Source organism: Streptomyces sp. WMMC500 (assembly GCF_027497195.1).
Lineage (GTDB): Bacteria > Actinomycetota > Actinomycetes > Streptomycetales > Streptomycetaceae > Streptomyces.
Genome location: NZ_CP114905.1, coordinates 1610575 through 1634334 on the forward strand (window position 1 = coordinate 1610575; position 23760 = coordinate 1634334).

Sequence of the window (23760 nt, forward strand, 5' to 3'; positions counted from 1 at the left end):
GCCTGTGCGCGTCACCGTTCCCCGGGCTCGGGGCTCAGGGTCCCGGCGCGCCCGACCGGACTCCGTCTTCCGGCGCCGGCGCGTACGGCAGCCGGGCCATGACCCGGTAGCCGCCGCCCGCCGTCGGCCCCGCGTCGAGCACCCCGCCGTACATGGCGGCGCGTTCGCGCATGCCGACGAGCCCGTGGCCGCCGGCCGGCTTCGCCGCCCGGTCCCGTACGGCGCGGCCGTCGTCGGTCACCTCGATCCGTACGTCCGTGCCGTCGGCCTCGACATCGACGCGGCAGGCCGCCACCCCGGCGTGCTTGACCACGTTGGTCAGCGACTCCTGCGCGATGCGGTAGACCGACAGGCCCACGCCGGCGGGCACGTCGTCGAGCCCGCTGGTCGTCAGCTCCACCGCGACGCCCGCGGCGCGCACCCGGTCGGCGAGCGTGCCGAGGCCGGCGACGCCCGGCGCCGGGTCCAGGTTCCGCGGGCCCGGGGAGGGGTCCGCGGGGGCGCCGGTGTCGACGCGCAGCAGCCGCAGCATGCCGCGGAGTTCGGCGAGCGCCTCGCGGCTGATGGACTCGATGGCCCGCAGCGACTCGACGACCTCGGCGGGCCGCTCGGCCGCCACGTGGTTGGCCACCGACGCCTTGACGGCGATGAGGCCGATGCTGTGCGTCACGACGTCGTGCAACTCACGGGCCACGCGCAGCCGTTCGCCGGCGACGGCACGCAGCGCCAGGTCCTCCGCGGCCCGGGCGGCGGCCAGCCGCCGGTCCCGTACCAGGCGGCCGGCGACCCAGGCGGCGGCGGGCAGCAGCACGGCGAAGCCGAGCGTCCGTGGGTGGAGGGGTGCGTCGCCGACGAGCCCGGCGGCGGCCAGGCACAGCGGCCCGCCGGCGAGCGCGGCGGCCACGACGGCGGCGGCCAGGTCGCGGCGCGGCCGGGTGAGCGCCACCGGGTAGAGCGTGTACGCGACGGCGGCGAACCCCGCGGCGCCCCAGCCCAGCGGCCACGCCGCCACCGCGACGGCCAGACTCGCGCAGCACGCGGGCAGCGGGGATGAGCGGCGTGCCGCGGGCGGGCCGGCCGAGGCCGCGGCGACGGCGGCGACCAGCCAGCCCGGCGGGTGCCCGCGTGCGGCCACCGGCGCCAGCGCGGTGAGCACCGTCAGGCCCGCGAACCCGGCGGCGGCGAGCAGGTCCGGCGGCACCACCCGGCCGCGCCGCCGCGGTCGGTGGTGCCGGGGTGTGCCTCCGTCGCTTCCGTCGCTGTGCACGGGAGGACCATAGAGGGCACGGGATGCCATGCGCCTCCTCCCCGAGTAGGTCATCCTCACGCACGATAGGCGCGGCAGCACGGTCGGTGACGTTTCCGGGCCTTTTCCGGGCCTTGACAGTGCTCGTACGGAACAGGCAGCCTTTCCGTTATCCAGAATGAGACTTCCGAACTACGGAAGGAGCGCGGACCCTCATGGGCTTCGGCAACCAGCGCTTCACAGTGAACCTGTCGATCCTGTTCACCGAGCTTCCGCTGCTCGACCGCCCGGCCGCGGCGGCGGCGGCCGGCTTCGACGCCGTCGAGCTGTGGTGGCCCTGGCCCGACGCGCCCGTTCCCGACCCGTCGGAGCTGGACGCGCTGCGTACCGCGCTCGACACGGCCGGCACCCGGCTGACCGGCCTCAACTTCTACGCCGGCCGACTGCCCGGGCCCGACCGCGGCGCGCTCTCCGTGCCCGGTGCGGAGTCCGAGCGGTTCCGCGCCAACCTCGACGTGGCCGCCGACTTCGCCGCCGCCACCGGCTGCACCGCGCTCAACGCCCTCTACGGCAACCGCGCCGAGGGCGTCACCGCCGCCGAGCAGGACCTGCTCGCGCTGGAGAACCTGGTGCTCGCCGCCCGCGCGGCGGACCGGGCCGGCGCCGTCCTGCTGATCGAGGCGCTCAACGGGCCGGAGTCCCCGCACTATCCGCTGCTCGATGCTTCGGAGGCGGTCGCGATGGCCGAGAAGGTCGACGCCGCCTCCGGCCTCGGCAACGCCCGCTTCCTGATGGACCTCTACCACCTGTCGATGAACGGCGCGGACCTGGAGCAGGTCATCGACGCCCACGCCGGGCGCACCGGCCACGTGCAGATCGCCGACAACCCGGGCCGCGGCGCCCCCGGCACCGGCACGCTGCCGCTGGCCGCGCTGCTGGACCGGCTGACCGCGGCCGGGTACGACGGTCACGTGGGCCTGGAGTACAAGCCCGGCGACCGGCCGAGCGCCGAGTCCTTCGACTGGCTCCCCCGCTGACCCGCAGCCCCCGCCAGAGCAGCCGCCCGTGAAAGGCAGGACCACCCCATGACCACCAACTCCGCAGCCCAGGGCGCCGGTCGCGACGTCCGGCCCTCGATCGCCTGGATCGGCCTCGGCATCATGGGCTCCCCCATGTCCGAGAACCTGATCGCGGCGGGCTTCCCGGTCACCGGCTACACCCTGGAGCAGGAGAAGCTCGACCGGCTGGCCAAGGCCGGCGGCACGGCCGCCGGTTCGATCGCCGAGGCCGTTGCGGACGCGGACGTGATCGTCACCATGGTCCCCGCGTCGCCGCAGGTCGAGGCCGTCGCGTACGGGCCGGACGGCATCCTGGCGCACGCCCGGCGCGGCGCCCTGCTCATCGACATGTCCTCGATCACCCCGCAGACCTCCGTGGACCTGGCGGAGAACGCCGCCGAGCGCGGCATCCGGGTGCTCGACGCGCCCGTCTCGGGCGGCGAGGCCGGGGCGGTCGAGGCGGTGCTGTCCATCATGGTCGGCGGCGAGCAGGCCGACTTCGAGCGGGCCCGGCCGGTCTTCGAGGCGCTGGGCAGGACGATCGTGCACTGCGGCCCGCACGGCGCCGGCCAGACGGTCAAGGCCGCCAACCAGTTGATCGTCGCGGTCAACATCCAGGCGTGCGCCGAGGCCGTCGTCTTCCTGGAGAAGTCCGGCGTGGACCTGCCGGCGGCGCTCGACGTCCTCGGCGGCGGCCTGGCCGGCTCCACCGTGCTGGCGCGCAAGAAGGACAACTTCCTCACCCGCGACTTCCGGCCCGGCTTCCGCATCGACCTGCACCACAAGGACATGGGCATCGTCACCGACGCCGCCCGGAACGTCGGCGCCGCGCTGCCGGTCGGCGCGGTCGTCGCCCAACTCGTCGCCGCCCTGCGCGAGCAGGGCGACGGCGGCCTGGACCACTCCGCGCTGCTGCGCGGCGTGGAGCGCCTCTCCGGCCACGAGGTCTGAGGCTCGCCGGCTGAGCGGGACCGGCCCCGGGCCGGTGTCGGTACCGTCCACGGGTTGTCTGCGGGGGTGACCGGTGCCACGGTGGCGTTGAGGGGCGATGGCCAAGGACGCGGCACGGCTGCGGGAGAAGGCGCTGCGACTCGGGCGCGGTGTGTTCGACAGCCTGGAGGCCGACCGGCCCACGCAGCTCGCCGCCGCGGCCGAGGCGCACCTGCTGGCCGAGGAGGCGGTCGAGACGTACCGCGCCCTCGCCGGGGAACTGGATTCCCGGGGCGGAGACGCCCGGTTCGACCAGCGCGTCGTCCGGGCCGAAGAACGGCTGCGGGCGATACGAGAGTCGACCCCTGATCGCCACGCCCTCGGCTCAGCCGGCCGAGCCGGGTTGCAACTGACGTTGGCGTGAGGTTCTAGCGTGGTGGGCGCCGGCGTTCGCCGGACGTTGATCGGAGCGATCTCACGCACGGCCGGCTCGGGCCGGAAGGGGAAGGCAGCACGTCATGCGCGCAGTCCGCTATCACCGGTACGGCGGTGTGGAGACCCTGGTGGTCGAAGAGGTGCCGGACCCGCGTCCCGGGCCCGGCGAGATCCGCGTCCGCGTCGCGGCGGCCGGCGTCAACCCCGTCGACTGGAAGGTGCGGTCCGGCGCGGTGCGGCAGATGCTCCCCGTGGATCTGCCGGCGATTCCCGGGCGGGACGCCGCCGGTGTGGTCGACGGGACCGGGGCGGGGGTGCGCGGGGTGCGCGCCGGGGACCGGGTCTTCGGGCTGGGCGGCGTCACGGGCGCGACGGCGGAGCTGGCCGTGCTGTCGGCCTGGGCCCCCGCGCCCACCGCGTGGAGCGACGAGGGGGCCGCCGGCGCCGGTCTGGTGTCCGTGACCGCGCTGGGCGGGCTGAGGGCGCTCGGTCCCCTGCGGGGGCGCACCCTTCTCGTCGAGGGCGCCGCCGGAGGTGTGGGCAGTGCCGCGGTCGAGATCGCCGTCGCCCGGGGCGCCACCGCCGCTACACGCCGCGTGTCGAGCGGACCTACCCGCTCGACCGGATCGCGGAGGCGCACGCACACGCCGAGCGCGGCCACACGCGGGGCAAGATCGTGATCCGCGTCTGAGCGGGTCCGCCACGGCGACGGTCGCCCCCGCCCGGGCGGCGGCGACCAGGCACCCCCCCGCGTTCCGCCGTCAGCTCTTCAGCGGCAGGATGGACGTGGGGGCGTGCCACGGCTCGGTGGCCAGGTCCTCCCACTCGCGGATGTCGCTGATGTCCGCCGTGGTGCTCATGGAGATGTTGGTGATCCGCTCCAGGATCGCCTCCACGACCACCGGCACGCGGTGCTCCGCCGCCAGCTTCTGCGCCTCGGCGAACGCCGCACCCAGCCCGCCCGGTTCGGTGACCCGGATCGCCTTGCAGCCCAGCCCTTCGGCGACCTTGACGTGGTCGACGCCGTAGCCGCCCAGCTCCGGCGAGTTGACGTTCTCGAACTCCAGGTTGACCTGGAAGTTCATGTCCAGGCCCAACTGCGCCTGCCGGATGAGGCCGAGGTAGGAGTTGTTGACGAGCACCTGGACGTACGGGATGCGGTGCTGCGCGCCGACCGCCAGCTCCTCCACCAGGAACTGGAAGTCGTAGTCCCCGGCGAGCCCGACTACCAGCGCCTCCGGGTCGGCCGTCGCGACGCCGAGGGCGGCGGGCACGGTCCACCCGAGGGGACCGGCCTGGCCGCAGTTGATCCAGTGCCGCGGCCGGTAGACGTGGAGCATCTGGGCGCCGGCGATCTGGGAGAGCCCGATGGCCGTGACGTAGCGGGTGTCGGGGCCGAAGGCCTTGTTCATCTCCTCGTAGACCCGCTGCGGCTTCATCGGCACGTCGTCGAAGTGCGTGCGGCGCTGGAGTCGCGCCCTGCGCTCCTGGGTGGCGGCGGCCCAGGCGGCGCGGTCCGGCAGCCGGCCGGCAGCGCGCAGGTCGCGGGCGACCTCGGTGAACTGGCGGAGCGCGGCGCCGGCGTCGGAGGCGATGCCGTAGTCGGGGGCGAAGATCCGGCCGATCTGGGTGGGCTCGACGTCGACGTGGACGAAGGTGCGGCCCTCGGTGTAGACGTCGAGCCGGTAGCCGGTGTGGCGGTTGGCCCAGCGGTTGCCGATGCCGAGGACGAAGTCGGCGGCGAGGAAGTTCTCGTTGCCGTAGCGGTGGGAGGTCTGCAGCCCGACCATGCCGGCGTTGAGCGGGTGGTCGTCGGGGATGGCGCCCCAGCCCATCAGGGTCGGTACGACGGGCGTGCCGGTCAGCTCCGCGAACTCCACCAGCGACGCGCAGGCGTCGGCGCCGATGACGCCGCCGCCGGCGACGATCAGCGGGCGCTCTGCGGCGCACAGCATCGCGACGGCCTTCTCCGCCTGCGCGCGGGTGGCGGCGGGCCGGTGGACGGGCAGCGGCTCGTACGTGTCCGGGTCGAACTCGATCTCGGTGAGCTGGACGTCGGTGGGCAGGTCGACGAGGACCGGCCCGGGGCGGCCCGAGCGCATCAGGTGGAACGCCTGCTGGAAGACGCCGGGCACCTGGGCGGCCTGCAGCACGGTGGTGGCCTTCTTGGTCACGGGGGTGGCGATCGCCGCGATGTCGACGGCCTGGAAGTCCTCCTTGTGCAGCACGGGCGTCGGCGCCTGCCCGGTGACGCACAGGATCGGGACGGAGTCGCCCATCGCCGAGTACAGCCCGGTGATCATGTCGGTGCCCGCGGGGCCCGACGTGCCGATGCACAGGCCGATGTTGCCGGGCCGGGCACGGGTGTACCCCTCGGCCATGTGCGAGGCGCCTTCGACGTGCCGGGCGAGCACGTGGCCGATGCCGCCGGCCGCCCTGAGGGCCGCGTAGAACGGGTTGATCGCCGCCCCCGGGACGCCGAACGCGACCCGGACGCCTTCCTTCTTGAGGATCTCCACCGCCGCGCGCGCGGCTGTCATACGGGGCATCGCGGGCACCTGCTTTTCTCGATTTTCCGTATCCTGGAAGTTCACTTTTGCTATATGGAAGCAATCTAGAAGCGGGGCAAGTCGGCGTCAAGAGCCTGTTTCGTAAGGGATCCTGGGGTGCGGAACCCACCACGCGGCCCCGAACCAGGAGCACTTCTCATGCCAGAGAGCGTGCCGGTGCGCTGCCCGGCCTGCCGGCGCGAGCACGCGTACACCCCGAGCACGTTCCCCTGCGCCTGCGGCGCCCCGCTGACGCTGCCGCTGCTGCGCGGCGGGGTGCCGGTGGAGCTGAAGCACCGCACGTGGCGGGACTCGTGGGTGACGGTGCGCTGCCCCGTCTGCGACCGGCGCGACGAGTGGCCGCGGCCGGAACTCTCCTGCGCCTGCGGCGCGGTGGTGCGGCTGCCGGTGGCCGCCGCGCAGTCCCGCCGCCCCCGGCCCGCGCCGCCCGGCCCGCCGGCCCCGCCGGTCCGGCCCGCGCCGCCGGTCCCGCCCCCCGCACCGCCGGTTCCGCCCGCGGCGGCGTCCGCGCCGCCCGCGCCCGGCGGCGCTCCCCGCCCCGCGGCGGCGCCGCACCGGCCGGCGTTCCGGCCCGTGACGATCCGCAACACCGGCGACGCGGTCACCGCCGCCGCGCAGTACCTGCGCTGGCTGGGCTTCACGGACCTGGTGAAGAACGAGGACCGGCCCGCCTCCGGCATCGACGTGCGCGGCGCCGGGGTGGTCGCCCACGTCGACCCGACGACGACGCCCACGGCGCTGCGGGACGTCGAGTGCGTGTGGCTCAGCGGCCTGAACGCCTCGGCGCTCGCCGTCTTCTTCTCCCTCGCCGGCTACACCCGCGAGGCCCGCACCCGGGCCGACGAGCTGCGCCTCCCGCTGTACGTGATGGACCTCACGGGCACCCCGCAGCCGGTCAACGACCCGGGGGACGAGCTGATCCGCACGGGCGCCGCACGGCGCGCCTGACGGCGCGGCCGGCGGCGGACGAGGCAGGACGAGGGCGGGCGAGGGCGGGGCGAAGACGGACGGGTGACCAAAGTATGCGGTCGGGCCGTCACGGTCGTACGAAGGTCTCGCGCCCTGCGCGGGGGGCGCCGCTCCGGGCGGACGACCGTACATTGGCCGGTATGCCCCGTACCGCCCCCGAGACCCGCGCCGCCGGCACCACCCGGCGCGACCGGCTCGCCGACGTCGGCCTCGTCCTCTTCGCCGGGGCCTTCTCGTTCCTGTCCGCCGACTCGGTGCTGCCCCCGGACGGCGCCGGCGTCTCGGAGAACGTGCTCTTCGCCGAGGCCGTGGCCGCCGGCGTGGCCTGCCTGGCGCTGCTGCTGCGCCGCCGCCTGCCCGTGGCCCTCGCGGTGGCGATGCTCGTCGCCGACTCCTTCGGCCACTTCTTCATCGGCCCGACGCTGGTCGCGCTCTTCACCGTCGCGGCGCACCGCCCGCTGCGTACCACCGGCTGGATCGCGGCCCTCGTCTTCGCCCGGCTCGTCGGGTTCCTCGCCGGCACCCCGGACCCGGAGGATCCGCGGACCGGCGCGGGCGTCGCGTACTTCTCGCTGGTCGCGGCGGCCATGCTCTGGGGCCTCTACCGGCGCTCGCGCCGCCAGCTCGTCGCCTCGCTGCGGGCGCGCGCCGAGCAGGCGGAGGCCGACGCGGCGCTGCGCGCGGAGCAGGCGCAGCGCCGGGCGCGGGAGGAGATCGCGCGGGAGATGCACGACGTGCTGGCGCACCGGCTGTCGCTGCTGAGCGTGCACGCCGGGGCGCTGGAGTTCCATCCGGGCGCCCCGCCGGCGGAGGTCGCCCGGGCGGCGGGCGTGATCCGGGACAGCGCGCACGAGGCGCTCCAGGACCTGCGGGACGTGATCGGCGTGCTGCGCGCCCCCGCGGGTGCGGACACCGGTGCGGGGGCGCTCGCCGGGCGCCCGCAGCCGACGCTGCGGGACGTGGCGCGGCTGGTGGCCGAGGCCGGCGAGGCGGGGATGCGGATCGTGTACGAGCCGGACGTCGGCGAGCCCGAGGCGGTCCCGCCGGCGACGGGGCGCACCGCGTATCGCATCGTGCAGGAGGGGCTGACGAACGCCCGCAAGCACGCCGCGGGCACGAAGGTGACGGTGACGCTTGCCGGGAGTCCGCAGGCGGGCCTGACGGTGGCGGTGAGCAACCCGCTGACGACGGTGGGCGGGGAGGCGGACGCCGCACGCACCGGCGACCGGCCCGCGCCCGGCCGGGTGCACGGCTCCCCGGGCCCGGGGCCGGGCGCGGGTGCCGCCGCGAGCAACCGGCCTGCGCCGGGTGGGCGGGTGGCGGTCTTCGGCGGGCACGGCCTGACCGCGGCGGGCGGGAAGCCGGGCCCCGGCCGGGTCGCGGTGTCCGTCCCCGCGGCGGAGCCGCCCGGCCGCGCCACGGTCGCCGGTACGACCGCACCGGGACCCGGACCGAGCCGCCCGGTGAACGGCTCCGGGACCCTCGCCGCGGCTGCGGCGGACCCCATCCCCGGCGCCGGGCAGGGGCTCATCGGGCTCGCCGAGCGCGCCGCGCTGGCCGGCGGCCGGCTGACGCACACCGCGGAAGCGGACGGCTTCCACCTGCGCGCCTGGCTCCCCTGGGGCCGCCCGTCCCGTACGGAGTGAGCCTCCGGCCCGCCGCCGCTAGGGTGGGGCGCGTGCCCGACCAGACCGCCGACCCCGCCGCCCGGGTCACCGTGCTCCTCGTCGACGACGATCCTCTCGTACGGGCCGGGCTGCGGCTCATGCTCGGCGGGGCCGGCGACATCGACGTGGTGGGCGAGGCCGCCGACGGCAGCGAGGTGCAGGCGCTCGTGGCCGCGCACGCCCCCGACGTCGTGCTCATGGACATCCGCATGCCCCGGCTCGACGGCCTCGCCGCCACGGAGGCGCTGCGGCGGCGCGCCGAACCGCCGGAGGTGCTGGTGCTGACGACGTTCCACACCGACGAGCACGTACTGCGCGCCCTGCGCGCGGGCGCCGCCGGCTTCGTGCTCAAGGACACCCCGCCCCGGGACATCGTCGAGGCCGTGCGCAAGGTCGCCGCCGGCGAGCCCGCGCTGTCGCCGGCGGTGCTCCAGCAGCTCATCGCCCAGGTCTCGGCCGCCGGCACCGAGGGGCGCGGGCCGGCCCGCGAGCGCGCCCGCGGCCGGCTCGCCGCGCTCGGCGACCGCGAGCGGGAGGTCGCCGTGGCGGTCGGCCACGGCCGGTCCAACGCGGAGATCGCCGCCGAGCTGTACATGAGCGTGCCCACCGTGAAGACGCACGTCTCGCGCATCCTCACCAAGCTCGACCTCAACAACCGCGTGCAGATCGCCCTTCTCGTCCACGACGCCGGGGAGTCGGCCCGGGAATCCTGAGCCGTGCGCGGTGTTGTTCAGATCATGGACATCCCGCTCTCCGTGCTCGACCGGTCCCTGCGGCGCAAGGACGAGGACCCGGCCGCCGCGCTGCGCCGCACCGTCGGCTTCGCACGGCAGACGGAGGGGTACGGCTACCGCCGCTTCTGGGTCTCCGAGCACCACAGCGTCCCCGGCGTCGCCGGCTCCGCGCCGACCGTGCTGGCCGCCGCCGTCGCCGCCGCCACGTCCCGGATCCGGGTCGGCACCGGCGGCGTGATGCTGCCCAACCACCGGCCGCTGGTCGTCGCCGAGCAGTTCGGCGTGCTGGCGTCGCTGTTCCCGGACCGGATCGACATGGGCCTCGGCCGCTCGCTGGGCTTCACCGACGGCATCCGGCGCGCGCTGGGCCACGGCACGGCGGACGCGGCGGACTTCGGGGACGCGCTGGCGGAGCTGCTCCGGTGGTTCGAGGGCGGGCAGCAGGCGTATCCGGGGGTGCACGCCGTACCGGCGGAGGGGCTGCGCGTGCCGGCGTACGTGCTGGCCGTCGACGGCGGCGCCGACATCGCCGCCGCGCACGGGCTGCCGCTGGTGATCGGCGCGGGGCGGCGCCCGGAGAAGATGCTGGAGGCGGTCGAGCGCTACCGCGAGGCGTTCACGCCCTCCGCCCGGCAGGCGCGGCCGTACGTGGTCGTGGCGCTCGCCGCCGCGGTGGCCGACTCCGCAGAGGAGGCCGCGGACCTGCTGCTGCCGGAGGCGTGGGCGACGGTCTGGTCGCGCACCCGCGGGGAGTTCCCGCCGCTGGAGCACGCCGCGGAGATACGGGCCCGTACGCTCACCGAGCGCGAGGCCCGCTATCTCGACGAGGCCCGCCGGTCGCAGGTGGCCGGCACCGGTGAGCAGGTGGCCGCCGCGCTGGGCGAGCTGGTCGCCCGCAGCGGCGCCGACGAGTTGCTGGTCTCGCTGCACACCCCCGACGAAGCCGGCCGGCTGGAGTCCTTCCGGCGGCTGGTGGAGCTGAAGATCCCGGCGTCCGCGGGGAGTTGACGCGGGTTCTACAGCTCCACCGCCTCCCCCGGCCGCGGCAGCCGCAGCCGGTGTCCGAGTCCCGCCACCTCGAAAGCGGCGACGAGCGAGTCCGCGCCCTGCGTGACGTGCTCCCAGTGCTCGAAGTGCAGCGGCACCACGTCGTGCGCCCCGAGCGCCGCCGCCGCGGCGGCGGCGTGCTCGCTGGTGAGCGTGGCGGGCGCGGCGCCGGCGAAGAGCACGGCGATGTCCACGGGGCCGAGCCGGGCGGCGATCGTACGGACCACGTCGAGCGAGGCGTTGTCGCCGCTGACGTAGACCGTGGGCAGCCCGTCGCCGGTGAGCACGAAGCCGGTGACCTCGCCGGTCAGGTGCGCGCTGCCGGGCGGGCCGTGCTGCGCGGGCACGGCGGTGACGCGGACGGGGCCGATCGCGTACGACTCCCACGCCGGCAGCGCCCGCACCGGGCCGCCCATCCGCTTCGCGGCCGACACCGTGGACAGCACCAGCGGCGCGGCGGCGGCGCACTCGCGCCCGGCCCGGTCGAGGTGGTCGGCGTGCTGGTCGTGGGAGAGCAGCACCGCGTCGACCGGGCCGAGGTCCGCCGGCGCGAGCGCCGGGCCCGCGGTCTTCACCAGCCGCCGGCCGCCGCCGGGGTACTCGCCCGGCGGGTCGAACGTCGGGTCGGTGAGCAGCCGGACGCCGCCGAGCTGGAGCAGCGCGGTGGGACCGCCGACGTAGTGCAAGATCGTCATGGCGGTGTCAAGCACCTGCCCGCCGCGGCTATTCCGCAGCACTGAACTGCTCCCGCAGCTCGACCTTCCGCACCTTTCCGCTGATCGTCATCGGGAACTCCTCCATGATCCGCAGATGCCGCGGGATCTTGTAGTGCGCGAGCCGGTTCTCGCAGTAGTGGGCCAGCTCGCGCCGGGAGAGCGCGTGCCGCGGGTCGCTGAGGATCACGCAGGCGAGGATCTCCTCGCCGTACGTCTCGTCCGGCACGCCCACGACCTGCACGTCGGCGATCTTGGGGTGGGTGTGCAGGAACTCCTCGATCTCGCGCGGGTAGACGTTCTCGCCGCCCCTTATGATCATGTCCTTGATCCGGCCGACGATCTCCACGCTGCCGTCCTCGCGCATCCGCGCCAGGTCGCCGGTGTGCATCCAGCGGCCGGCGTCGATGACCTCGGCGGTGCGCTCGGGCTGCTCCCAGTAGCCCTGCATGACGCTGTAGCCGCGGGTGCACAGCTCGCCGGTGTCGCCGCGGGACACGGTCACGCCGGTGACCGGGTCGACGACCTTGACCTCGATGTGCGGCAGGACGCGGCCGACGGTGGCGGTGCGGCGCTCCAGGTCGTCCTCGGGCCGGGTCTGGGTGGCGACGGGGGAGGTCTCGGTCATGCCGTAGCAGATGGTCACCTCCGCCATGTGCATCTCGTTGACCACCCGCTTCATCACCTCCACCGGGCAGGGCGAGCCGGCCATGATCCCGGTGCGCAGCGACGTGAGGTCGTAGAGGGCGAAGTCCGGCAGGGCCAGCTCCGCGACGAACATGGTGGGCACCCCGTACAGCGAGGTGCAGCGCTCCTGTTCGACGGCCGCGAGGGTGGCGGCGGGGTCGAAGGAGGAGCCCGGAATGACCATGCAGGCGCCGTGGCTGGTAGCCGCGAGATTGCCCATCACCATGCCGAAGCAGTGGTAGTACGGGACGGGGATGCAGATCCGGTCCTGCTCGGTGTAGCCCAGCGTCTCGCCGACGAAGAAGCCGTTGTTGAGGATGCTGTGGTGCGACAGGGTCGCGCCCTTGGCGAAGCCGGTGGTGCCGGAGGTGTACTGGATGTTGACCGGGTCGTCGCAGGACAGCAGCGCCTCGCGCTCGCGGACCCGCTCCGGGGGCACCGTGCGGCCGGCCTCGATCAGCCGGCCCCAGCCGGCGTGGCCGATGTAGAAGACGTTGCGCAGGGCCGGGCAACTGCCGCGCACCTGCTCGACCATCCGCCGGTAGTCGCTGGACTTGTGCGCCAGCGAGGCGACCAGCAGGGAGATCCCGGACTGGTTGAGGACGTACTCCAGCTCGTGCACCCGGTAGGCGGGGTTGATGGTGACCATCACGGCGCCGATACGGGCCGAGGCGTACTGCACGAACACCCACTCCGGGCAGTTGACCGCCCAGACGCCGACGCGCTCGCCCTTGGCGACGCCGCGCGCGAGCAGCCCGCGGGCCACCTCCTCGACGGCGGCGCCGAACTCCGCGTAGGTCCAGCGGCGCCCGGAGGGCACGTCGACCAGGGCCTCGCGGTCGGGGTGGGCGGCGATGGCGCGGTCCAGGTTGGCACCGATGGTGTCGCCCAGCAGCGCCGTGGTGCCGGTGCCGCCGGTGTAGGACGGCTCTGCGGTCATGTGTGGTCCTCCTCGCGGTACTCGTCGGCGGATCCCGCGGCGGTCGCCTCGCGCAGTTGCACGCGGCGGATCTTGCCGGAGACGGTCTTCGGCAGGTCGGCGAACTCCAGCCGCCGGACGCGCTTGTACGGGGCGAGCACGGCCCGGGAGTGCGCGAAGATCGCCTCCGCCGCGGCGGCGCCCGGCTCCCAGCCGGCGGCGAGCACGACGTACGCCTTGGGCACGGCGAGCCGCAGCGGGTCGGGCGCGGGCACCACGGCGGCCTCGGCGACCGCCTCGTGCTCCAGCAGGGCGCTCTCCAGCTCGAAGGGACTGATCTTGTAGTCGCTGGCCTTGAAGACGTCGTCGCTGCGTCCGATATAGGTGAGGTAGCCCTCGTCGTCGCGGGCGCCGATGTCGCCGGTGCGGTAGTAGCCGTCGGCCATGGCCTCGGCGGTGCGGTCCGGGTCGCCCTCGTAGCCCGTCATCAGGCCCACGGGGCGCGCGGTCAGGTCGAGACAGATCTCGCCCTCGTCGGCGGGTTTGCCGCTGACGGGGTCCAGGAGCACGACGTCGTATCCGGGAGTGGGACGGCCCATGGACCCCAGCTTGACTCGCTGCCCGGGGGAGTTGGCGATCTGAACCGCGGTCTCGGTCTGGCCGAAGCCGTCGCGGACGGTCACCTTCCAGGCCCGCCGGACGGCCTCGATGACCTCGGGGTTGAGGGGCTCACCTGCGGCGACGGCCTCGCGCGGCGGGGTGGCCAGGCCGCTCAGATCGGACTGCACCAGCATCCGCCAGACGGTGGGCGGGGCGCAGAAAGTTGTCACGCCGGCGCGGTCCATGGCGGCCAGCAGGGCGCCGGCGTCGAAGCGCGTGTAGTTGAACAGGAAGACCGTCGCCTCGGCGTTCCAGGGCGCGAAGAGGTTGGACCAGGCGTGCTTGGCCCAGCCGGGTGAGGAGATGTTCAGGTGCACGTCGCCGGGGCGGATGCCGATCCAGTACATCGTCGCCAGGTGGCCGACCGGGTACGAGACGTGGGTGTGCTCGACGAGCTTGGGAAGCGCGGTGGTGCCGGAGGTGAAGTACAGCATCAGGGTGTCGTCGGCGGCCGTCGGGCCGTCGGGCGTGAAGGCGGCGGGGGCCTCGTACGCGTCTTCGTAGGCGAGCCAGCCCTTCCCGCCCCCGCCCTCCGCCCGGTGGGCCCCCTGCCCGCCGACGGAGATGCGGGTGTAGTCGCCGGGCACCTCGGCGAACTTCTCCTCGTCGGCGGCCCGTACGAGCACGTGACGGGCGCCGCCGCGCTCGATGCGGTCGGCGAGGTCGGCCGGGCCGAGGAGCGGCGTGGCGGGGATGACGACGGCGCGCAGCTTCATCGCGGCCAGGGCTGTCTCCCACAACTCGGCCTGGTTGCCGAGCATGACGACGATCCGTTCGCCGGCCCGCACACCCTGCGCGCGCAGCCAGTTCGCGACCCGGTTCGAGCGCTCGCTCATTCGGGTGAAACTCAACTTCGTCTCGCGGCCGTCCTCCTCCACGATGTGGAGCGCTGTGCGGTCGTTGTCCGCGGCGATGGCGTCGAACCAGTCGAGTGCCCAGTTGAACCGCTCCGGCCTGGGCCAGGAGAATCCCGCGCGCGCGGCGGCGTAGTCCTCCCTCTGCCGCAGCAGAAAGTCCCGCGCGGACCGGAAGTCCGCGGTCGGATCGGATGCCGTCACATGTCCTCCTTGTACGGCGGCGGCTCGCTAGCATCGTGCTGCGAGTGACGTACGCCTCACTACCCCCATACGGGGGTGCCCTGCCGCCGGCCACGCCGGCGATCCCCCGTCAGCACCAGGGAGCGAGCGACATGCCGGAGACCGCGGACGCAGCGGAGGTGCGCGGCGCGCTGGCCCGGCTGCGCCGGAGCGGCGGCGTGCCCGTCGCCTTCGGCGGGCTGCTCACGGACGGCGGCCGCAAGCTGCGGATCAGCGAGCTGAGCGGGACGGTGACGCTGTCCCTGCAGGGACTCGGGGTGGCCACGGGCAACGGGCTGGGCGGCAAGGCCATCGCCTTCTCCCGGCCCTGCGCGGTCACCGACTACACCTCGTCCCGCGCCATCAGCCACGAGTACGACGGCCCGGTGGGCACCGAGGGACTGCGCTCGGTGCTGGCGGTGCCCGTCGTCGTACGCGGCCGGGTGCGGGCCGTGCTCTACGGCGCGCTGCGCGACTCGCTTCCGCTGGGCGACCGGTCGCTGACCGCGGCGGTGGAGACGGCGCGCCACCTGGAGCAGACCCTCGCCGTGCGCGACGAGGCCCGCCGGCTGCTCGCCGTCGCCACGCCCACCGCGCAGCGCGCGGCGGACCCCGCGGCCTGGGAGAACGTCCGCACCGCGCACCGCGACCTGCGCACGCTGGCGCCGCGTATAGCCGACGAGAAGCTGCGCGAGGAACTGCTCTCGCTCTGCGACCGGCTGGCGTCCGCGGCCGTCACCGTCGCCCCCGTCTCCTGCGCGGGCCCGGACCGGGCGGTGCTGGCGCCGCGGGAGCTGGACGTGCTGGCGTGCGTGGCGACGGGCGCGACGAACGCGGCGGCGGGCGAGCGGCTGGGGCTGCGGCCGGAGACGGTGAAGAGCTACCTGCGCTCGGCGATGCGCAAGCTCGGCGCGCACACCCGGCTGGAGGCGGTCACCGCCGCGCGCCGCGCGGGGCTGCTCCCCTAGGGGACGTCCGCCCCGGGGGACGCCTGTCCCGGGCACGTCACGCCCGGTGCGCCACGACGTTCACCACCCGCCCGTTGGGGTCGCGGACGAAGAACCGCCGCACGCCCCACTCCTCGTCGGTCAGCGGGTGCACGATCTCCGCGCCCGCCGCCCGCATCGCCTCGTGCGCCGCGTCGACGTCCGCGACCTCGATGCTCATGTCCGGCGTCACCGGCGCGGAGACGTCCCGCTCCATGAAGATCAACTGCGCGGTGGGGTTGTCCGGCGAGGCGAGCGCCATCACCCACCCCAGGTTCATCACCTCCTCGAAGCCCAGCCGCTCGTAGAACGCGCGGCTGTCCTCGAAGGACTCGGTCCTGATGTCGGGTACGACCCGCTTGATGCCCATGCCGCGGAGGCTACCGCCCGACGGTGACAACGCCGTGCCGCACACGTGTGGGCCACACGACGCCGGGCCGCCCGCCGGGGGGCGCCAGGCGGGCGGTCGAGGCGTCGTACAGGCGTCGGGGGGCGCACACGTCCGGCATGCCGCGCACCGCCGTGCGGGGGCGGCGGCCCGCGTGCGTCGGGGGCGCATGGCAGCACGTGCCTCCCCGAGGGCGACGCCGCGGCGCCCGGGCGGGAAGATGAACCCGTGGCCGAACACCCCAACCTGAGCTGGATCGCGGACGGGCGCGCGCGGACCGCCCACTGGTACGCCACGGGCGGCACCCCGCCGCCGCAGCGGGTGGTGCCCGCGGACGACCGGATGTGCGCCGACATCGCGTACCGCCTGGTGTGCGAGGGCACGGCCGTCCTGTGGCAGGGCGACTACCACGGCGGGCGCCAGCTCCTCGCCGCCCTGGGCCGGCGCATCGACCGCCGCTCGGCCCGCCGCGGCCGGCGCCCGGCCGCACCGGCGGGCGGCCGGGCGACCGGACCCGCGGACGCCTTCCACCGGCACCGGCAGGCACAGGGCCACCGGGCGCGCGTCCTCGGCATGCTCCTCGTCCCCCTCGAACCCGGGCCGCAGGGCCCGGCCGTGCCGCTGCGCCGGGCGCCCGACGTGGGCGGGGCGGTGGCCGAGGCGTACGGCCCGGTGACCGAGCCGGGCGCGGTGGCGCTGCGCGAACTGCTCGGCGCGGTGGGGGCGCACGAGTGGCGCCGCAAGGGCGTGGACATACCGGCGCTGGGCGCCCGCGTGCACCCGCACTACGGGGTGTTCTCGCCGGTGCGCGGCGAGTACGTCGACCTCGTGGCCGAGGCCCCGCTGCCGGCGAAGTCGCTCGCGTTCGACGTGGGCACCGGAACCGGCGTGCTCGCGGCGGTGCTGGCGCGCCGCGGGGTGGAGCGCGTCGTGGCCACCGACACGGACCCCCGCGCGCTGGCCTGCGCCCGCGACAACGTCGGCCGGCTGGGCCTGGCCGAGCAGGTCGAGGTGGTGGAGGCGAACCTCTTCCCGCCGGGGCGCGCGCCGCTGGTCGTGTGCAACCCGCCCTGGCTGCCCGCCAAGCCGGCCTCCGGCCTGGAGCACGCCGTCTACGACCCCGGCGGCGGCATGCTGCGCGGCTTCCTCGCCGGCCTCGCGGCGCACCTGGAGCCGGGCGGCGAGGGCTGGCTGGTGCTGTCCGACCTTGCCGAGCACCTGGGGCTGCGCAGCCGCGCGGAGCTGCCGGCGGCGATCGAGGCGGCGGGCCTGCGGGTGGCGGCCCGGCACGACACGCGCCCCCGCCACCGCCGGGCGACGGACACGTCGGACCCGCTGCACGCGGCGCGGGCGGCGGAGGTGACGTCGCTGTGGCGGCTGACGGCGGCCGGGTGAGGGAGCACGCGGCGGCGTGAACGGGCCGGCGCGCACGGGGCGTCGGGCGTACCGGCCGACGGCGGCCCGGTGTACGGGCGGCCCGGGGGTGAACGCGCGGCGAACGGCCGCGGCGACCTCCGGAAAACGGGCTTCTGTCCGGCATGTGGACACCGCGGCACCCGCCCGTGCGGCGTTCCGGCGGCCCCGACCAGTCGGTGTTCCGGGTGGGTCCGGTGGTGCCGTCTCGCATGGCGGAATGCGGGTGACCCGCGGGGCAGGGCCCCGTACCGTCGTATCGTGGACACCTCCGGATCCGCCCTCACGCCACAACGCCGGCCTCAGTTGTACGTTCCCGTGCAGGACGGAGGGACCGGGCTGCGGCTGCGGATGTTCCGCACACCGCTGGGCACGCGCACCGCGGTGGCCTTCACCACGCAGGCCGCGCTGGTCCGCGCGCTCGGGCCGCAGCAGAAGTGGGTACGCCTCGGGGAGCCGGCGCTGCGCGCGCTGACCGCGCCGCTGGGCACCGACCGGATCACCGTCGACCCCCTGCTCACCGCCCGCCGCCCGTACGGCCACCACGCAGGGGCCCAGCCGGAAGGCGAGGCGCGGCCCCGGCAGCGGCGCACACCGCCGCCCGCGTCGGCGGCACCGCAGCCGGCCGCCCACTGACGGGCCCGGTCACCCCCCGCCCGCGTCGGCGATCCGCAGCTCCTGGCGGCTGCCGGGCGCCAGCATCTCCAGCACCCCCGCCGCCTCGGCCTCGACCCCGGGCCGCTCGCCGCGGGTCAGCGGTGCGAACGTCTCCAGGTGCATCGTCGCCGCGCCGTCGTCCCGGGTCACCCGCCACAGTCCGCGGACGAAGCCGTCGACGAGGAAGCCGCCGAAGGCGTGGTCCCGCCGGTAGCCGCGGCGGCGGAACTCGTCCGACACGACGCGGGTGCGGTCCGCGTGCGCGAGCGTGAGGTTGTCGAACTCGCCCAGGAACCGTGCGGGCGCCGGGGTGTCCGCCGCCGGCCGCGGCGCGTCGGGCAGGTCGAACAGCTCGGTGCCGCGCTCGTCGCGGAACGTACGCAGCCGGGGCCGCAGCGCCTCGAAGTGCGGCCGCAGCCGCGTCACTCCGCACCACGCCTGCATGTCCCGTACGGACGCGGGCCCGAAGGCCGCGAGGTAACGCAGCACGAGGGGCGCCACGTCCGGGTCCGCCGCCGGCTCCGCGCCCAGCCAGGACCGGGCGGTGGCGTGCGCGACCTGCCCGCCCCGCCCCCACAGCCCGCGCGGCGGCACCTGCACGAGAGGCAGCAGGATGCGCGCGGCGACCTTCAGCGCGAGCGGGTCGTGCTCGGGCCACTCGCGCCGCAGCTCGTCGCCGATCTCGCGCAGCGAGACGGGGCCGGGCTCGGCGAGCTCCCGGGTCAGCGCCGTCAGCCGGTCGAGGTCGACGCCCTGGAGCCGGCCGCGGAAGGTCCTGAGCTCGCGCTCCAGGGCGGGGGCGCTGAAGGGGCGGAGAGTCAGGGCGTCGGCGGGGGTGTGCAGGTGGACGGTGGAGCGCAGGGTGACGAGCCGCACGACCTCGCGGCTTTCCAGCAGCGCGGACAGCGCGGCCGGGTCGAACCCGCGCAGCCGCGCGGCAAGGGCGTGGTACGGCGGCCGGGGCGCCTGTGCCTGGAGCCCGAGCAGGTGGGCCACGGCGTCGGTGAGGGGCATGTCGACGCGGTCGAGCAAGAGTTGCCGGGCGAGGAGGGCGCGGTTGAGGCGGCGGGTGGAGAGGGTGACGGGCCCGTTGGTCTTCGTCATGACGGCCACGTTACGGCCGATTGCGGCCAGTTCCTGTCCGCAACCCGGAGGTGCGGGGACGTCGGTGCGGGCCGCGGGGCGGGCTGAGGGAGGATCGGGAACGGAGGCGACGACAGGGGTGGGGATGCTCGACGGACAACCCGAGAACGCCGGGGGCGGGAAAGCGGCCGGTGCTCCGCGCGCGGACACGGGCGCGGGCGCCGCCCCGGCGGACGCCGAGATCGCGAAACGCACGGCCGGCACCGCCCGCGGCGGCGCCTCCGCCCGCCACCGGTCGCGCCTGCGGCGGGCGTGCGCCCTGGCCGGAGGGCTGCCCCTGCTGGTCGTCTCGGCCGTGCTCGGGTTCCGGGCCGGCGGGGGCGACGGCGTGACTCCGCTGCCGCAGCTCGCCGCCTTCCTGCCCTGGCTGCTCGTGCCCGGCGGTGCCGGGCTGCTGTTCATGGCGCTCGCCCGCAGCCGGGCCGGCGTCGTGTGGGCGGTCGTCGCCCTCGCCGCCACCGCCTGGTTCGTACGGCCCTACGAGTCCGCCGCCGACCCGCCGTCCTCGCCGCCCAGGGCCGAGTTCCGCCTCCTCACCGCCAACCTCAGGTTCGGCGACGCCACCCCCGCCCTGCGCGCCGCGCTGCGCGCGTACGAGCCGGACATCGCCCTGGTCCAGGAGTGCGACTCCCGGTGCGTCGCCGCCCTGCGCAGCCCGGCGCTGCGGGCCGCGTACCCGTACCGCGTCGTCGACGCCGGCGATCCGGCCGAGGGCTCCGCCGTCCTCAGCAGATACCCGCTGACCGAGGAGCCCGGCGTGCGCGGCACGCTGTCGATGCCCGCGGCCGTCGCTCGCGTCGCCGGCGAGCGGGTGCGGCTGCAGGTCGTGCATCCGATGCCGCCGACGCCCGGGTCGATGGACGCCTGGCGTACCGAGCTGGGGCGGCTGCGGGACGCCGCCGCGGCGCGCGGGGACGCGCCGACCGTCTTCGGCGGCGACTTCAACGCCTCGCAGGACCACGAGGCGTTCCGCGACATCCTGGACACCGGCCTGCGCGACAGCGCCATGCTGCTCGGCCGCTCCCGCACCCCCACCTGGCCGGCGTCGACGACGCCCCTCTTCGGCACCCAGATCGACCACGTCCTGGTGAGCGACCGGCTGAGCCCCGCGGCCATCGAGTTCCCGGAGCTGGCCGGCACCGACCACCGCGCGGTGCTCGTGGACCTGCAGTTGCGCTGAGCCGTGGCCGATACTGGCCCGTGTGGACCGTCACGAGTGGGCCGCCCGGACGCTGTCCGTGCGGCCCGGCGACAGGGTGCTGGAGATCGGCTGCGGGCACGGGGTGACCGCGTCGTACGTCTGCGCGGAGCTGGCCGCCGGGCCGCGGGAGGCACCCGCGCGGTTCACCGGCCTGGACCGGTCCGCGAAGATGACCGCCGCGGCCGGGCGCCGGAACGCCGCCCATGTCGCCGCCGGGCTCGCGGAGTTCAGGACCGGCGCCGTCCCCGCGGTCCCCGCCGCGGAACTCGCCGCCGGGCGGCCCTTCGACGTCGCGTACGCCTTCAACGTGCGGCTGCTGTGGACCGACCCCGCCGCCGCCCGTGCGGTCGCCGGGCTGCTGCGCCCCGGCGGGCGGCTGTCCGTGTTCTTCCAGTTGCCCTCCTGGAGCGCCGCGGCCCACCGCGAGGTCGCCGAACGGGCGGCGCGGACGCTGACCGCCGGCGGGCTCGCGGTGACCGCCGACGCGCAGGACAAGGCCGTCGAGAGCGGCTACGTCACGGCCCGGACCGCGCCCGGCTAGACCCGCCTCAGGCCACGTCCCCGATCCGGCCCGCCGCCCGCCGCTCCCGGTGGATCGGCGTGTGCGCGCCCGTCAGCGGCACCCCCGTGCCGCCCCGCCGCGCCGCGACGATCTCGCCGGCGATGGAGACCGCGACCTCCTCCGGGGAGCGGGCGCCGAGGTCGAGGCCGATCGGCGAGCGCAGGCGCGCGAGTTCGCGTTCGGTGACGCCCGCCTCGCGCAGCCGCCGGTTGCGGTCCAGGTGCGTACGGCGTGAGCCCATCGCGCCGACGTACGCGACGGGCAGCCGCAGCGCCGCCGTGAGCAGCGGCACGTCGAACTTGGGGTCGTGCGTGAGCACGCACAGCACCGTGCGCCCGTCCAGTTCCCCCGCGGCCCGCGCGTCCGCCAGGTACTCGTGCGGCCAGCGCACCGCCACCTCGTCCGCCTCGGGGAAGCGGCGGGCGGTGGCGAAGACCGGGCGGGCGTCGCAGAGGGTGACGTGGTAGCCGAGGAACTTGCCGACGCGGACGAGCGCGTGGGCGAAGTCGATCGCGCCGAAGACGACCATCCGCGGCGCCGGCACGCTCACCTCCACCAGCAGCGTCACCGGCTCCCCGCAGCGCGCGCCCGCCGCGCCGACCTCCACCGTGTCCGTCCGCCCTGCGTCGAGCAGCGCGGCGGCCTCGGCGGCGGCGGTGCGCTCCAGCGCGGTGCCGTCCCAGTCGGGCAGGTCCGGGAGCGGGCCCGCGAGGCGGCCCTCGTACGTGCCGTCGGGGCGTACCAGCAGCGCCTGCCCGACGAGCGCGGCCGGACCGTGGACGACCCGGGCGACCGCCGCGGCCTCCCCGCCGGCGGCGGCGGTCAGCGCCGTGCGGAGCATGCCGTCGGCCGTGACCGGCGTGACGAGGACGTCGATCTCTCCCCCGCAGGTGAGCCCCACCGCGAAGGCGTCCTCGTCGGAGTAACCGAAGGTCTCCAGCACCACGTTCCCGGTCTCGACGGCCTCCCGGCACAGCTCGTACACCGCGCCCTCGACGCAGCCGCCGGACACGCTGCCGACCGCCGTGCCCCCGGCGTCCACCGCCAGCGCGGCGCCCGGGCCGCGCGGCGCCGAGCCGGTGGTGCCCACGACGGTGGCGACGGCGAAGGGGCGTCCCTCCGCGCACCACGGGGCGAGGTCGGCGGCGATGTCCAGCATGCTGATCAGCTCCTCACGAGGCCGCTGGTCCTATTTGACACCCAACCACTGCTCGATCGGATGGAGCGCGAAGAAGACGACGAAGACGGCGGTCAGGACCCACATGAAGGGGCCGGGCTCGCGCCACCTGCCCTGGGCGGCCCTGATCGCCGTGTACGAGATGACGCCGGCGGCGACGCCCGCCGTGATGGAGTACGTGAACGGCATCAGCACGACCGTCAGGAAGACCGGGACGGCCACCCCCCGGTCGGCCCAGTCCACGTGCCGCGCGTTCGCCGCCATCATGGCGCCGATGACGACCAGGGCGGCGGCGGCCACGTTGCCCGGCACGATCTGCGCCAGCGGCGTGAACAGCAGCCCCAGCGCGAACAGCAGCCCGACGACGACGCTCGAAAGACCCGTGCGGGCACCCTCGCCGACGCCGGTCGCCGACTCCACGAACACCGTCTGCCCGGAGGCGCCCGCGGTGCCGCCGACCGCGCCGCCGGCGCCGTCGATGAACAGCGCCCGCGACAGCCCGGGCATCCGGCCCCGCTCGTCGGTGAGCTTCGCCTCGGTGCCGACGCCGATGATGGTGGCCATCGCGTCGAAGAACCCGGCGAGCACCAGGGTGAAGACGATCATGCTGACGGTCATCACGCCGACGTCGCCCCAGCCGCGGAACGACACCTCGCCGAAGAGGCCGAAGTCCGGCGTCGAGGTGACCCCGCCGGCCGGCAGCTCCGGCGCCCGGCCGTTCGCCCACGCCGCGGGCCCGAGGTCGGCGACGGCGTTGACGACGACGGCGGCGACCGTGCCGGCGACGATGCCGATGAGGATGGCACCGGGCACGTTGCGCGCCTGGAGCATGAAGATCAGCAGCAGGGTGAGGCAGAAGACGAGCACGGGCCAGCCGCGGAGCTGGTCGTCGACGCCCAGCGTGACGATCTTCCCCTCGCCGGACTGCACGAAGCCGGCGTTCACCAGGCCGATCAGCGCGATGAACATGCCGATGCCCATGGTGATGGCGTGCTTGAGGGCCAGCGGGATGGCGTTCATGATCATCTCGCGCAGCCCGGTGACGGCCAGCAGCATGATCACGACGCCGTACGCGACACACATGCCCATCGCCTGCGGCCAGGTCATCTGCGGCGCGACCTGGCTGGCGAGCACGCCGGAGACGCTGAGCCCGGCCGCCGCGGCCAGCGGCACCTTGCCGAAGAAGCCCAGCAGCAGGGTGGTGACCGCGGCGGCCAGCGCCGTGGCGGTGATCAGGCCCGACGGGGCGAGCACATGGCCCGCGGCGTCCTCGCCGCCCAGGATCAGCGGGTTGAGCAGCAGGATGTAGGCCATCGCCATGAAGGTGGTGAGCCCGCCGCGCACCTCGCGCGCGACCGTGGAGCCGCGCTTCGATATCTCGAAGTAGCGGTCGAGCCAGGAGGCGGTTTCGGGCGCGGCGGGGCCGGCGGCGGGCTGTGCTGCGGGCGCGGCGCCGGGCCGGCCGACGGAGGACTGGGTCATGCGGTTCTCCCAAGGTTCACAGGGGCACCCGCGGTTGCGG

At 75.4% G+C, this 23760-nt stretch carries 21 protein-coding genes and 1 pseudogene; 13 read left to right on the top strand and 9 right to left on the bottom strand.

Annotated elements, in window-relative coordinates; all coding sequences use genetic code 11:
• Positions 1 to 34: 34 nt before the first annotated feature.
• Complete coding sequence (locus O7599_RS06500) at positions 35 to 1267, bottom strand: sensor histidine kinase (protein ID WP_281621137.1); 1233 nt, start codon at positions 1265 to 1267, stop codon at positions 35 to 37.
• Between the two features lie 194 nt (positions 1268 to 1461).
• Between O7599_RS06500 and O7599_RS06505 the strand changes: the two genes are divergently transcribed.
• The 4 genes and pseudogenes from O7599_RS06505 to O7599_RS06520 all read left to right on the top strand — a co-directional run bounded on the left by O7599_RS06505 (position 1462) and on the right by O7599_RS06520 (position 4360).
• The gene (locus O7599_RS06505; RefSeq protein ID WP_281621138.1) at positions 1462 to 2283 is read left to right on the top strand and encodes a TIM barrel protein; all 822 of its coding nucleotides are present in this window, start codon (positions 1462 to 1464) and stop codon (positions 2281 to 2283) included.
• 48 nt (positions 2284 to 2331) lie between these two features.
• Positions 2332 to 3255: a 2-hydroxy-3-oxopropionate reductase gene (locus O7599_RS06510; protein WP_281621139.1), complete on the top strand. Its 924-nt coding sequence runs from the start codon at positions 2332 to 2334 to the stop codon at positions 3253 to 3255.
• A gap of 97 nt (positions 3256 to 3352) precedes the next feature.
• The gene (locus tag O7599_RS06515; protein WP_281621140.1) at positions 3353 to 3658 is read left to right on the top strand and encodes a hypothetical protein; all 306 of its coding nucleotides are present in this window, start codon (positions 3353 to 3355) and stop codon (positions 3656 to 3658) included.
• A 94-nt stretch (positions 3659 to 3752) separates the two neighbouring features.
• Positions 3753 to 4360 (top strand): annotated as a pseudogene (locus O7599_RS06520) (alcohol dehydrogenase catalytic domain-containing protein).
• Between the two features lie 70 nt (positions 4361 to 4430).
• Here O7599_RS06520 and gcl read toward each other — a convergent pair.
• Positions 4431 to 6218 (bottom strand): glyoxylate carboligase, encoded by a 1788-nt coding sequence (gcl, locus tag O7599_RS06525; RefSeq protein WP_281621141.1) that lies wholly within the window; start codon positions 6216 to 6218, stop codon positions 4431 to 4433.
• Between the two features lie 159 nt (positions 6219 to 6377).
• On the opposite strand from gcl, the gene O7599_RS06530 reads away from it, so the two are divergent.
• From O7599_RS06530 to O7599_RS06545, 4 genes are all read left to right on the top strand, one after another.
• Positions 6378 to 7187: a hypothetical protein gene (locus O7599_RS06530; RefSeq protein ID WP_281621142.1), complete on the top strand. Its 810-nt coding sequence runs from the start codon at positions 6378 to 6380 to the stop codon at positions 7185 to 7187.
• 161 nt (positions 7188 to 7348) lie between these two features.
• A complete protein-coding gene (locus O7599_RS06535) occupies positions 7349 to 8854 on the top strand; it encodes a histidine kinase (protein ID WP_281621143.1) in 1506 nt (501 codons plus the stop codon).
• Positions 8855 to 8886: 32 nt separating this feature from the next.
• A complete protein-coding gene (locus O7599_RS06540; RefSeq protein WP_281621144.1) occupies positions 8887 to 9588 on the top strand; it encodes a response regulator transcription factor in 702 nt (233 codons plus the stop codon).
• 24 nt (positions 9589 to 9612) lie between these two features.
• On the top strand, positions 9613 to 10617 hold the full coding sequence (locus tag O7599_RS06545) for an MsnO8 family LLM class oxidoreductase (protein ID WP_281621145.1): 1005 nt from the start codon (positions 9613 to 9615) through the stop codon (positions 10615 to 10617).
• A gap of 8 nt (positions 10618 to 10625) precedes the next feature.
• Here O7599_RS06545 and O7599_RS06550 read toward each other — a convergent pair whose 3' ends face one another.
• Genes O7599_RS06550 through O7599_RS06560 form a run of 3 tightly spaced genes read right to left on the bottom strand, consistent with a single transcriptional unit; the run spans position 10626 to position 14693 of the window.
• The gene (locus O7599_RS06550) at positions 10626 to 11351 is read right to left on the bottom strand and encodes an MBL fold metallo-hydrolase (protein ID WP_281621146.1); all 726 of its coding nucleotides are present in this window, start codon (positions 11349 to 11351) and stop codon (positions 10626 to 10628) included.
• 28 nt (positions 11352 to 11379) lie between these two features.
• A complete protein-coding gene (locus tag O7599_RS06555; RefSeq protein WP_281621147.1) occupies positions 11380 to 12996 on the bottom strand; it encodes an AMP-binding protein in 1617 nt (538 codons plus the stop codon).
• Positions 12993 to 14693, bottom strand: a complete 1701-nt coding sequence (locus O7599_RS06560) for an AMP-binding protein (RefSeq protein WP_281621148.1) — start codon at positions 14691 to 14693, stop codon at positions 12993 to 12995. Before O7599_RS06560 ends, O7599_RS06555 begins: the two co-directional genes overlap by 4 nt.
• Before the next feature lie 131 nt (positions 14694 to 14824).
• Here O7599_RS06560 and O7599_RS06565 point away from each other — a divergent pair, with 131 nt between their 5' ends.
• Complete coding sequence (locus O7599_RS06565) at positions 14825 to 15679, top strand: helix-turn-helix transcriptional regulator (protein WP_281621149.1); 855 nt, start codon at positions 14825 to 14827, stop codon at positions 15677 to 15679.
• A gap of 37 nt (positions 15680 to 15716) precedes the next feature.
• Here the strand turns inward: O7599_RS06565 and O7599_RS06570 are convergent, their stop codons facing one another.
• The gene (locus tag O7599_RS06570; protein ID WP_281621150.1) at positions 15717 to 16067 is read right to left on the bottom strand and encodes a VOC family protein; all 351 of its coding nucleotides are present in this window, start codon (positions 16065 to 16067) and stop codon (positions 15717 to 15719) included.
• A gap of 246 nt (positions 16068 to 16313) precedes the next feature.
• On the opposite strand from O7599_RS06570, the gene O7599_RS06575 reads away from it, so the two are divergent.
• Both O7599_RS06575 and O7599_RS06580 read left to right on the top strand, forming a co-directional pair.
• The gene (locus tag O7599_RS06575; protein ID WP_281621151.1) at positions 16314 to 17480 is read left to right on the top strand and encodes a class I SAM-dependent methyltransferase; all 1167 of its coding nucleotides are present in this window, start codon (positions 16314 to 16316) and stop codon (positions 17478 to 17480) included.
• A 279-nt stretch (positions 17481 to 17759) separates the two neighbouring features.
• On the top strand, positions 17760 to 18134 hold the full coding sequence (locus O7599_RS06580; RefSeq protein ID WP_281621152.1) for an SAV_915 family protein: 375 nt from the start codon (positions 17760 to 17762) through the stop codon (positions 18132 to 18134).
• A 9-nt stretch (positions 18135 to 18143) separates the two neighbouring features.
• On the opposite strand, the gene O7599_RS06585 is transcribed toward O7599_RS06580, so the two are convergent.
• A complete protein-coding gene (locus tag O7599_RS06585; RefSeq protein WP_281621153.1) occupies positions 18144 to 19259 on the bottom strand; it encodes a winged helix DNA-binding domain-containing protein in 1116 nt (371 codons plus the stop codon).
• A 124-nt stretch (positions 19260 to 19383) separates the two neighbouring features.
• Here O7599_RS06585 and O7599_RS06590 point away from each other — a divergent pair, with 124 nt between their 5' ends.
• A complete protein-coding gene (locus O7599_RS06590) occupies positions 19384 to 20478 on the top strand; it encodes an endonuclease/exonuclease/phosphatase family protein (protein ID WP_281621154.1) in 1095 nt (364 codons plus the stop codon).
• Between the two features lie 22 nt (positions 20479 to 20500).
• On the top strand, positions 20501 to 21040 hold the full coding sequence (locus tag O7599_RS06595; protein WP_281621155.1) for a methyltransferase domain-containing protein: 540 nt from the start codon (positions 20501 to 20503) through the stop codon (positions 21038 to 21040).
• Positions 21041 to 21047: 7 nt separating this feature from the next.
• Here the strand turns inward: O7599_RS06595 and O7599_RS06600 are convergent, their stop codons facing one another.
• Together O7599_RS06600 and O7599_RS06605 are read right to left on the bottom strand one after the other, a co-directional pair.
• Positions 21048 to 22220, bottom strand: a complete 1173-nt coding sequence (locus O7599_RS06600) for an XdhC/CoxI family protein (RefSeq protein WP_281621156.1) — start codon at positions 22218 to 22220, stop codon at positions 21048 to 21050.
• 30 nt (positions 22221 to 22250) lie between these two features.
• Positions 22251 to 23720 carry an NCS2 family permease gene (locus O7599_RS06605; protein ID WP_281621157.1) on the bottom strand — a complete coding sequence of 490 codons (1470 nt, stop codon included), beginning with the start codon at positions 23718 to 23720 and terminating at the stop codon, positions 22251 to 22253.
• Between the last annotated feature and the right edge of the window lie 40 nt (positions 23721 to 23760).

What these genes read in the sequence shown, in the direction of transcription:
- O7599_RS06505 (WP_281621138.1), top strand. Translation starts at nt 1,462, where the DNA reads ATGGGCTTCGGCAACCAGCGCTTCACAGTGAACCTGTCGATCCTGTTC.
- O7599_RS06510 (WP_281621139.1), top strand. Translation starts at nt 2,332, where the DNA reads ATGACCACCAACTCCGCAGCCCAGGGCGCCGGTCGCGACGTCCGGCCC.
- O7599_RS06515 (WP_281621140.1), top strand. Translation starts at nt 3,353, where the DNA reads ATGGCCAAGGACGCGGCACGGCTGCGGGAGAAGGCGCTGCGACTCGGG.
- gcl (WP_281621141.1), bottom strand. Translation starts at nt 6,218, where the DNA reads ATGCCCCGTATGACAGCCGCGCGCGCGGCGGTGGAGATCCTCAAGAAG.
- O7599_RS06530 (WP_281621142.1), top strand. Translation starts at nt 6,378, where the DNA reads ATGCCAGAGAGCGTGCCGGTGCGCTGCCCGGCCTGCCGGCGCGAGCAC.
- O7599_RS06535 (WP_281621143.1), top strand. Translation starts at nt 7,349, where the DNA reads ATGCCCCGTACCGCCCCCGAGACCCGCGCCGCCGGCACCACCCGGCGC.
- O7599_RS06545 (WP_281621145.1), top strand. Translation starts at nt 9,613, where the DNA reads ATGGACATCCCGCTCTCCGTGCTCGACCGGTCCCTGCGGCGCAAGGAC.
- O7599_RS06550 (WP_281621146.1), bottom strand. Translation starts at nt 11,351, where the DNA reads ATGACGATCTTGCACTACGTCGGCGGTCCCACCGCGCTGCTCCAGCTC.
- O7599_RS06555 (WP_281621147.1), bottom strand. Translation starts at nt 12,996, where the DNA reads ATGACCGCAGAGCCGTCCTACACCGGCGGCACCGGCACCACGGCGCTG.
- O7599_RS06565 (WP_281621149.1), top strand. Translation starts at nt 14,825, where the DNA reads ATGCCGGAGACCGCGGACGCAGCGGAGGTGCGCGGCGCGCTGGCCCGG.
- O7599_RS06570 (WP_281621150.1), bottom strand. Translation starts at nt 16,067, where the DNA reads ATGGGCATCAAGCGGGTCGTACCCGACATCAGGACCGAGTCCTTCGAG.
- O7599_RS06585 (WP_281621153.1), bottom strand. Translation starts at nt 19,259, where the DNA reads ATGACGAAGACCAACGGGCCCGTCACCCTCTCCACCCGCCGCCTCAAC.
- O7599_RS06590 (WP_281621154.1), top strand. Translation starts at nt 19,384, where the DNA reads ATGCTCGACGGACAACCCGAGAACGCCGGGGGCGGGAAAGCGGCCGGT.
- O7599_RS06600 (WP_281621156.1), bottom strand. Translation starts at nt 22,220, where the DNA reads ATGCTGGACATCGCCGCCGACCTCGCCCCGTGGTGCGCGGAGGGACGC.
- O7599_RS06605 (WP_281621157.1), bottom strand. Translation starts at nt 23,720, where the DNA reads ATGACCCAGTCCTCCGTCGGCCGGCCCGGCGCCGCGCCCGCAGCACAG.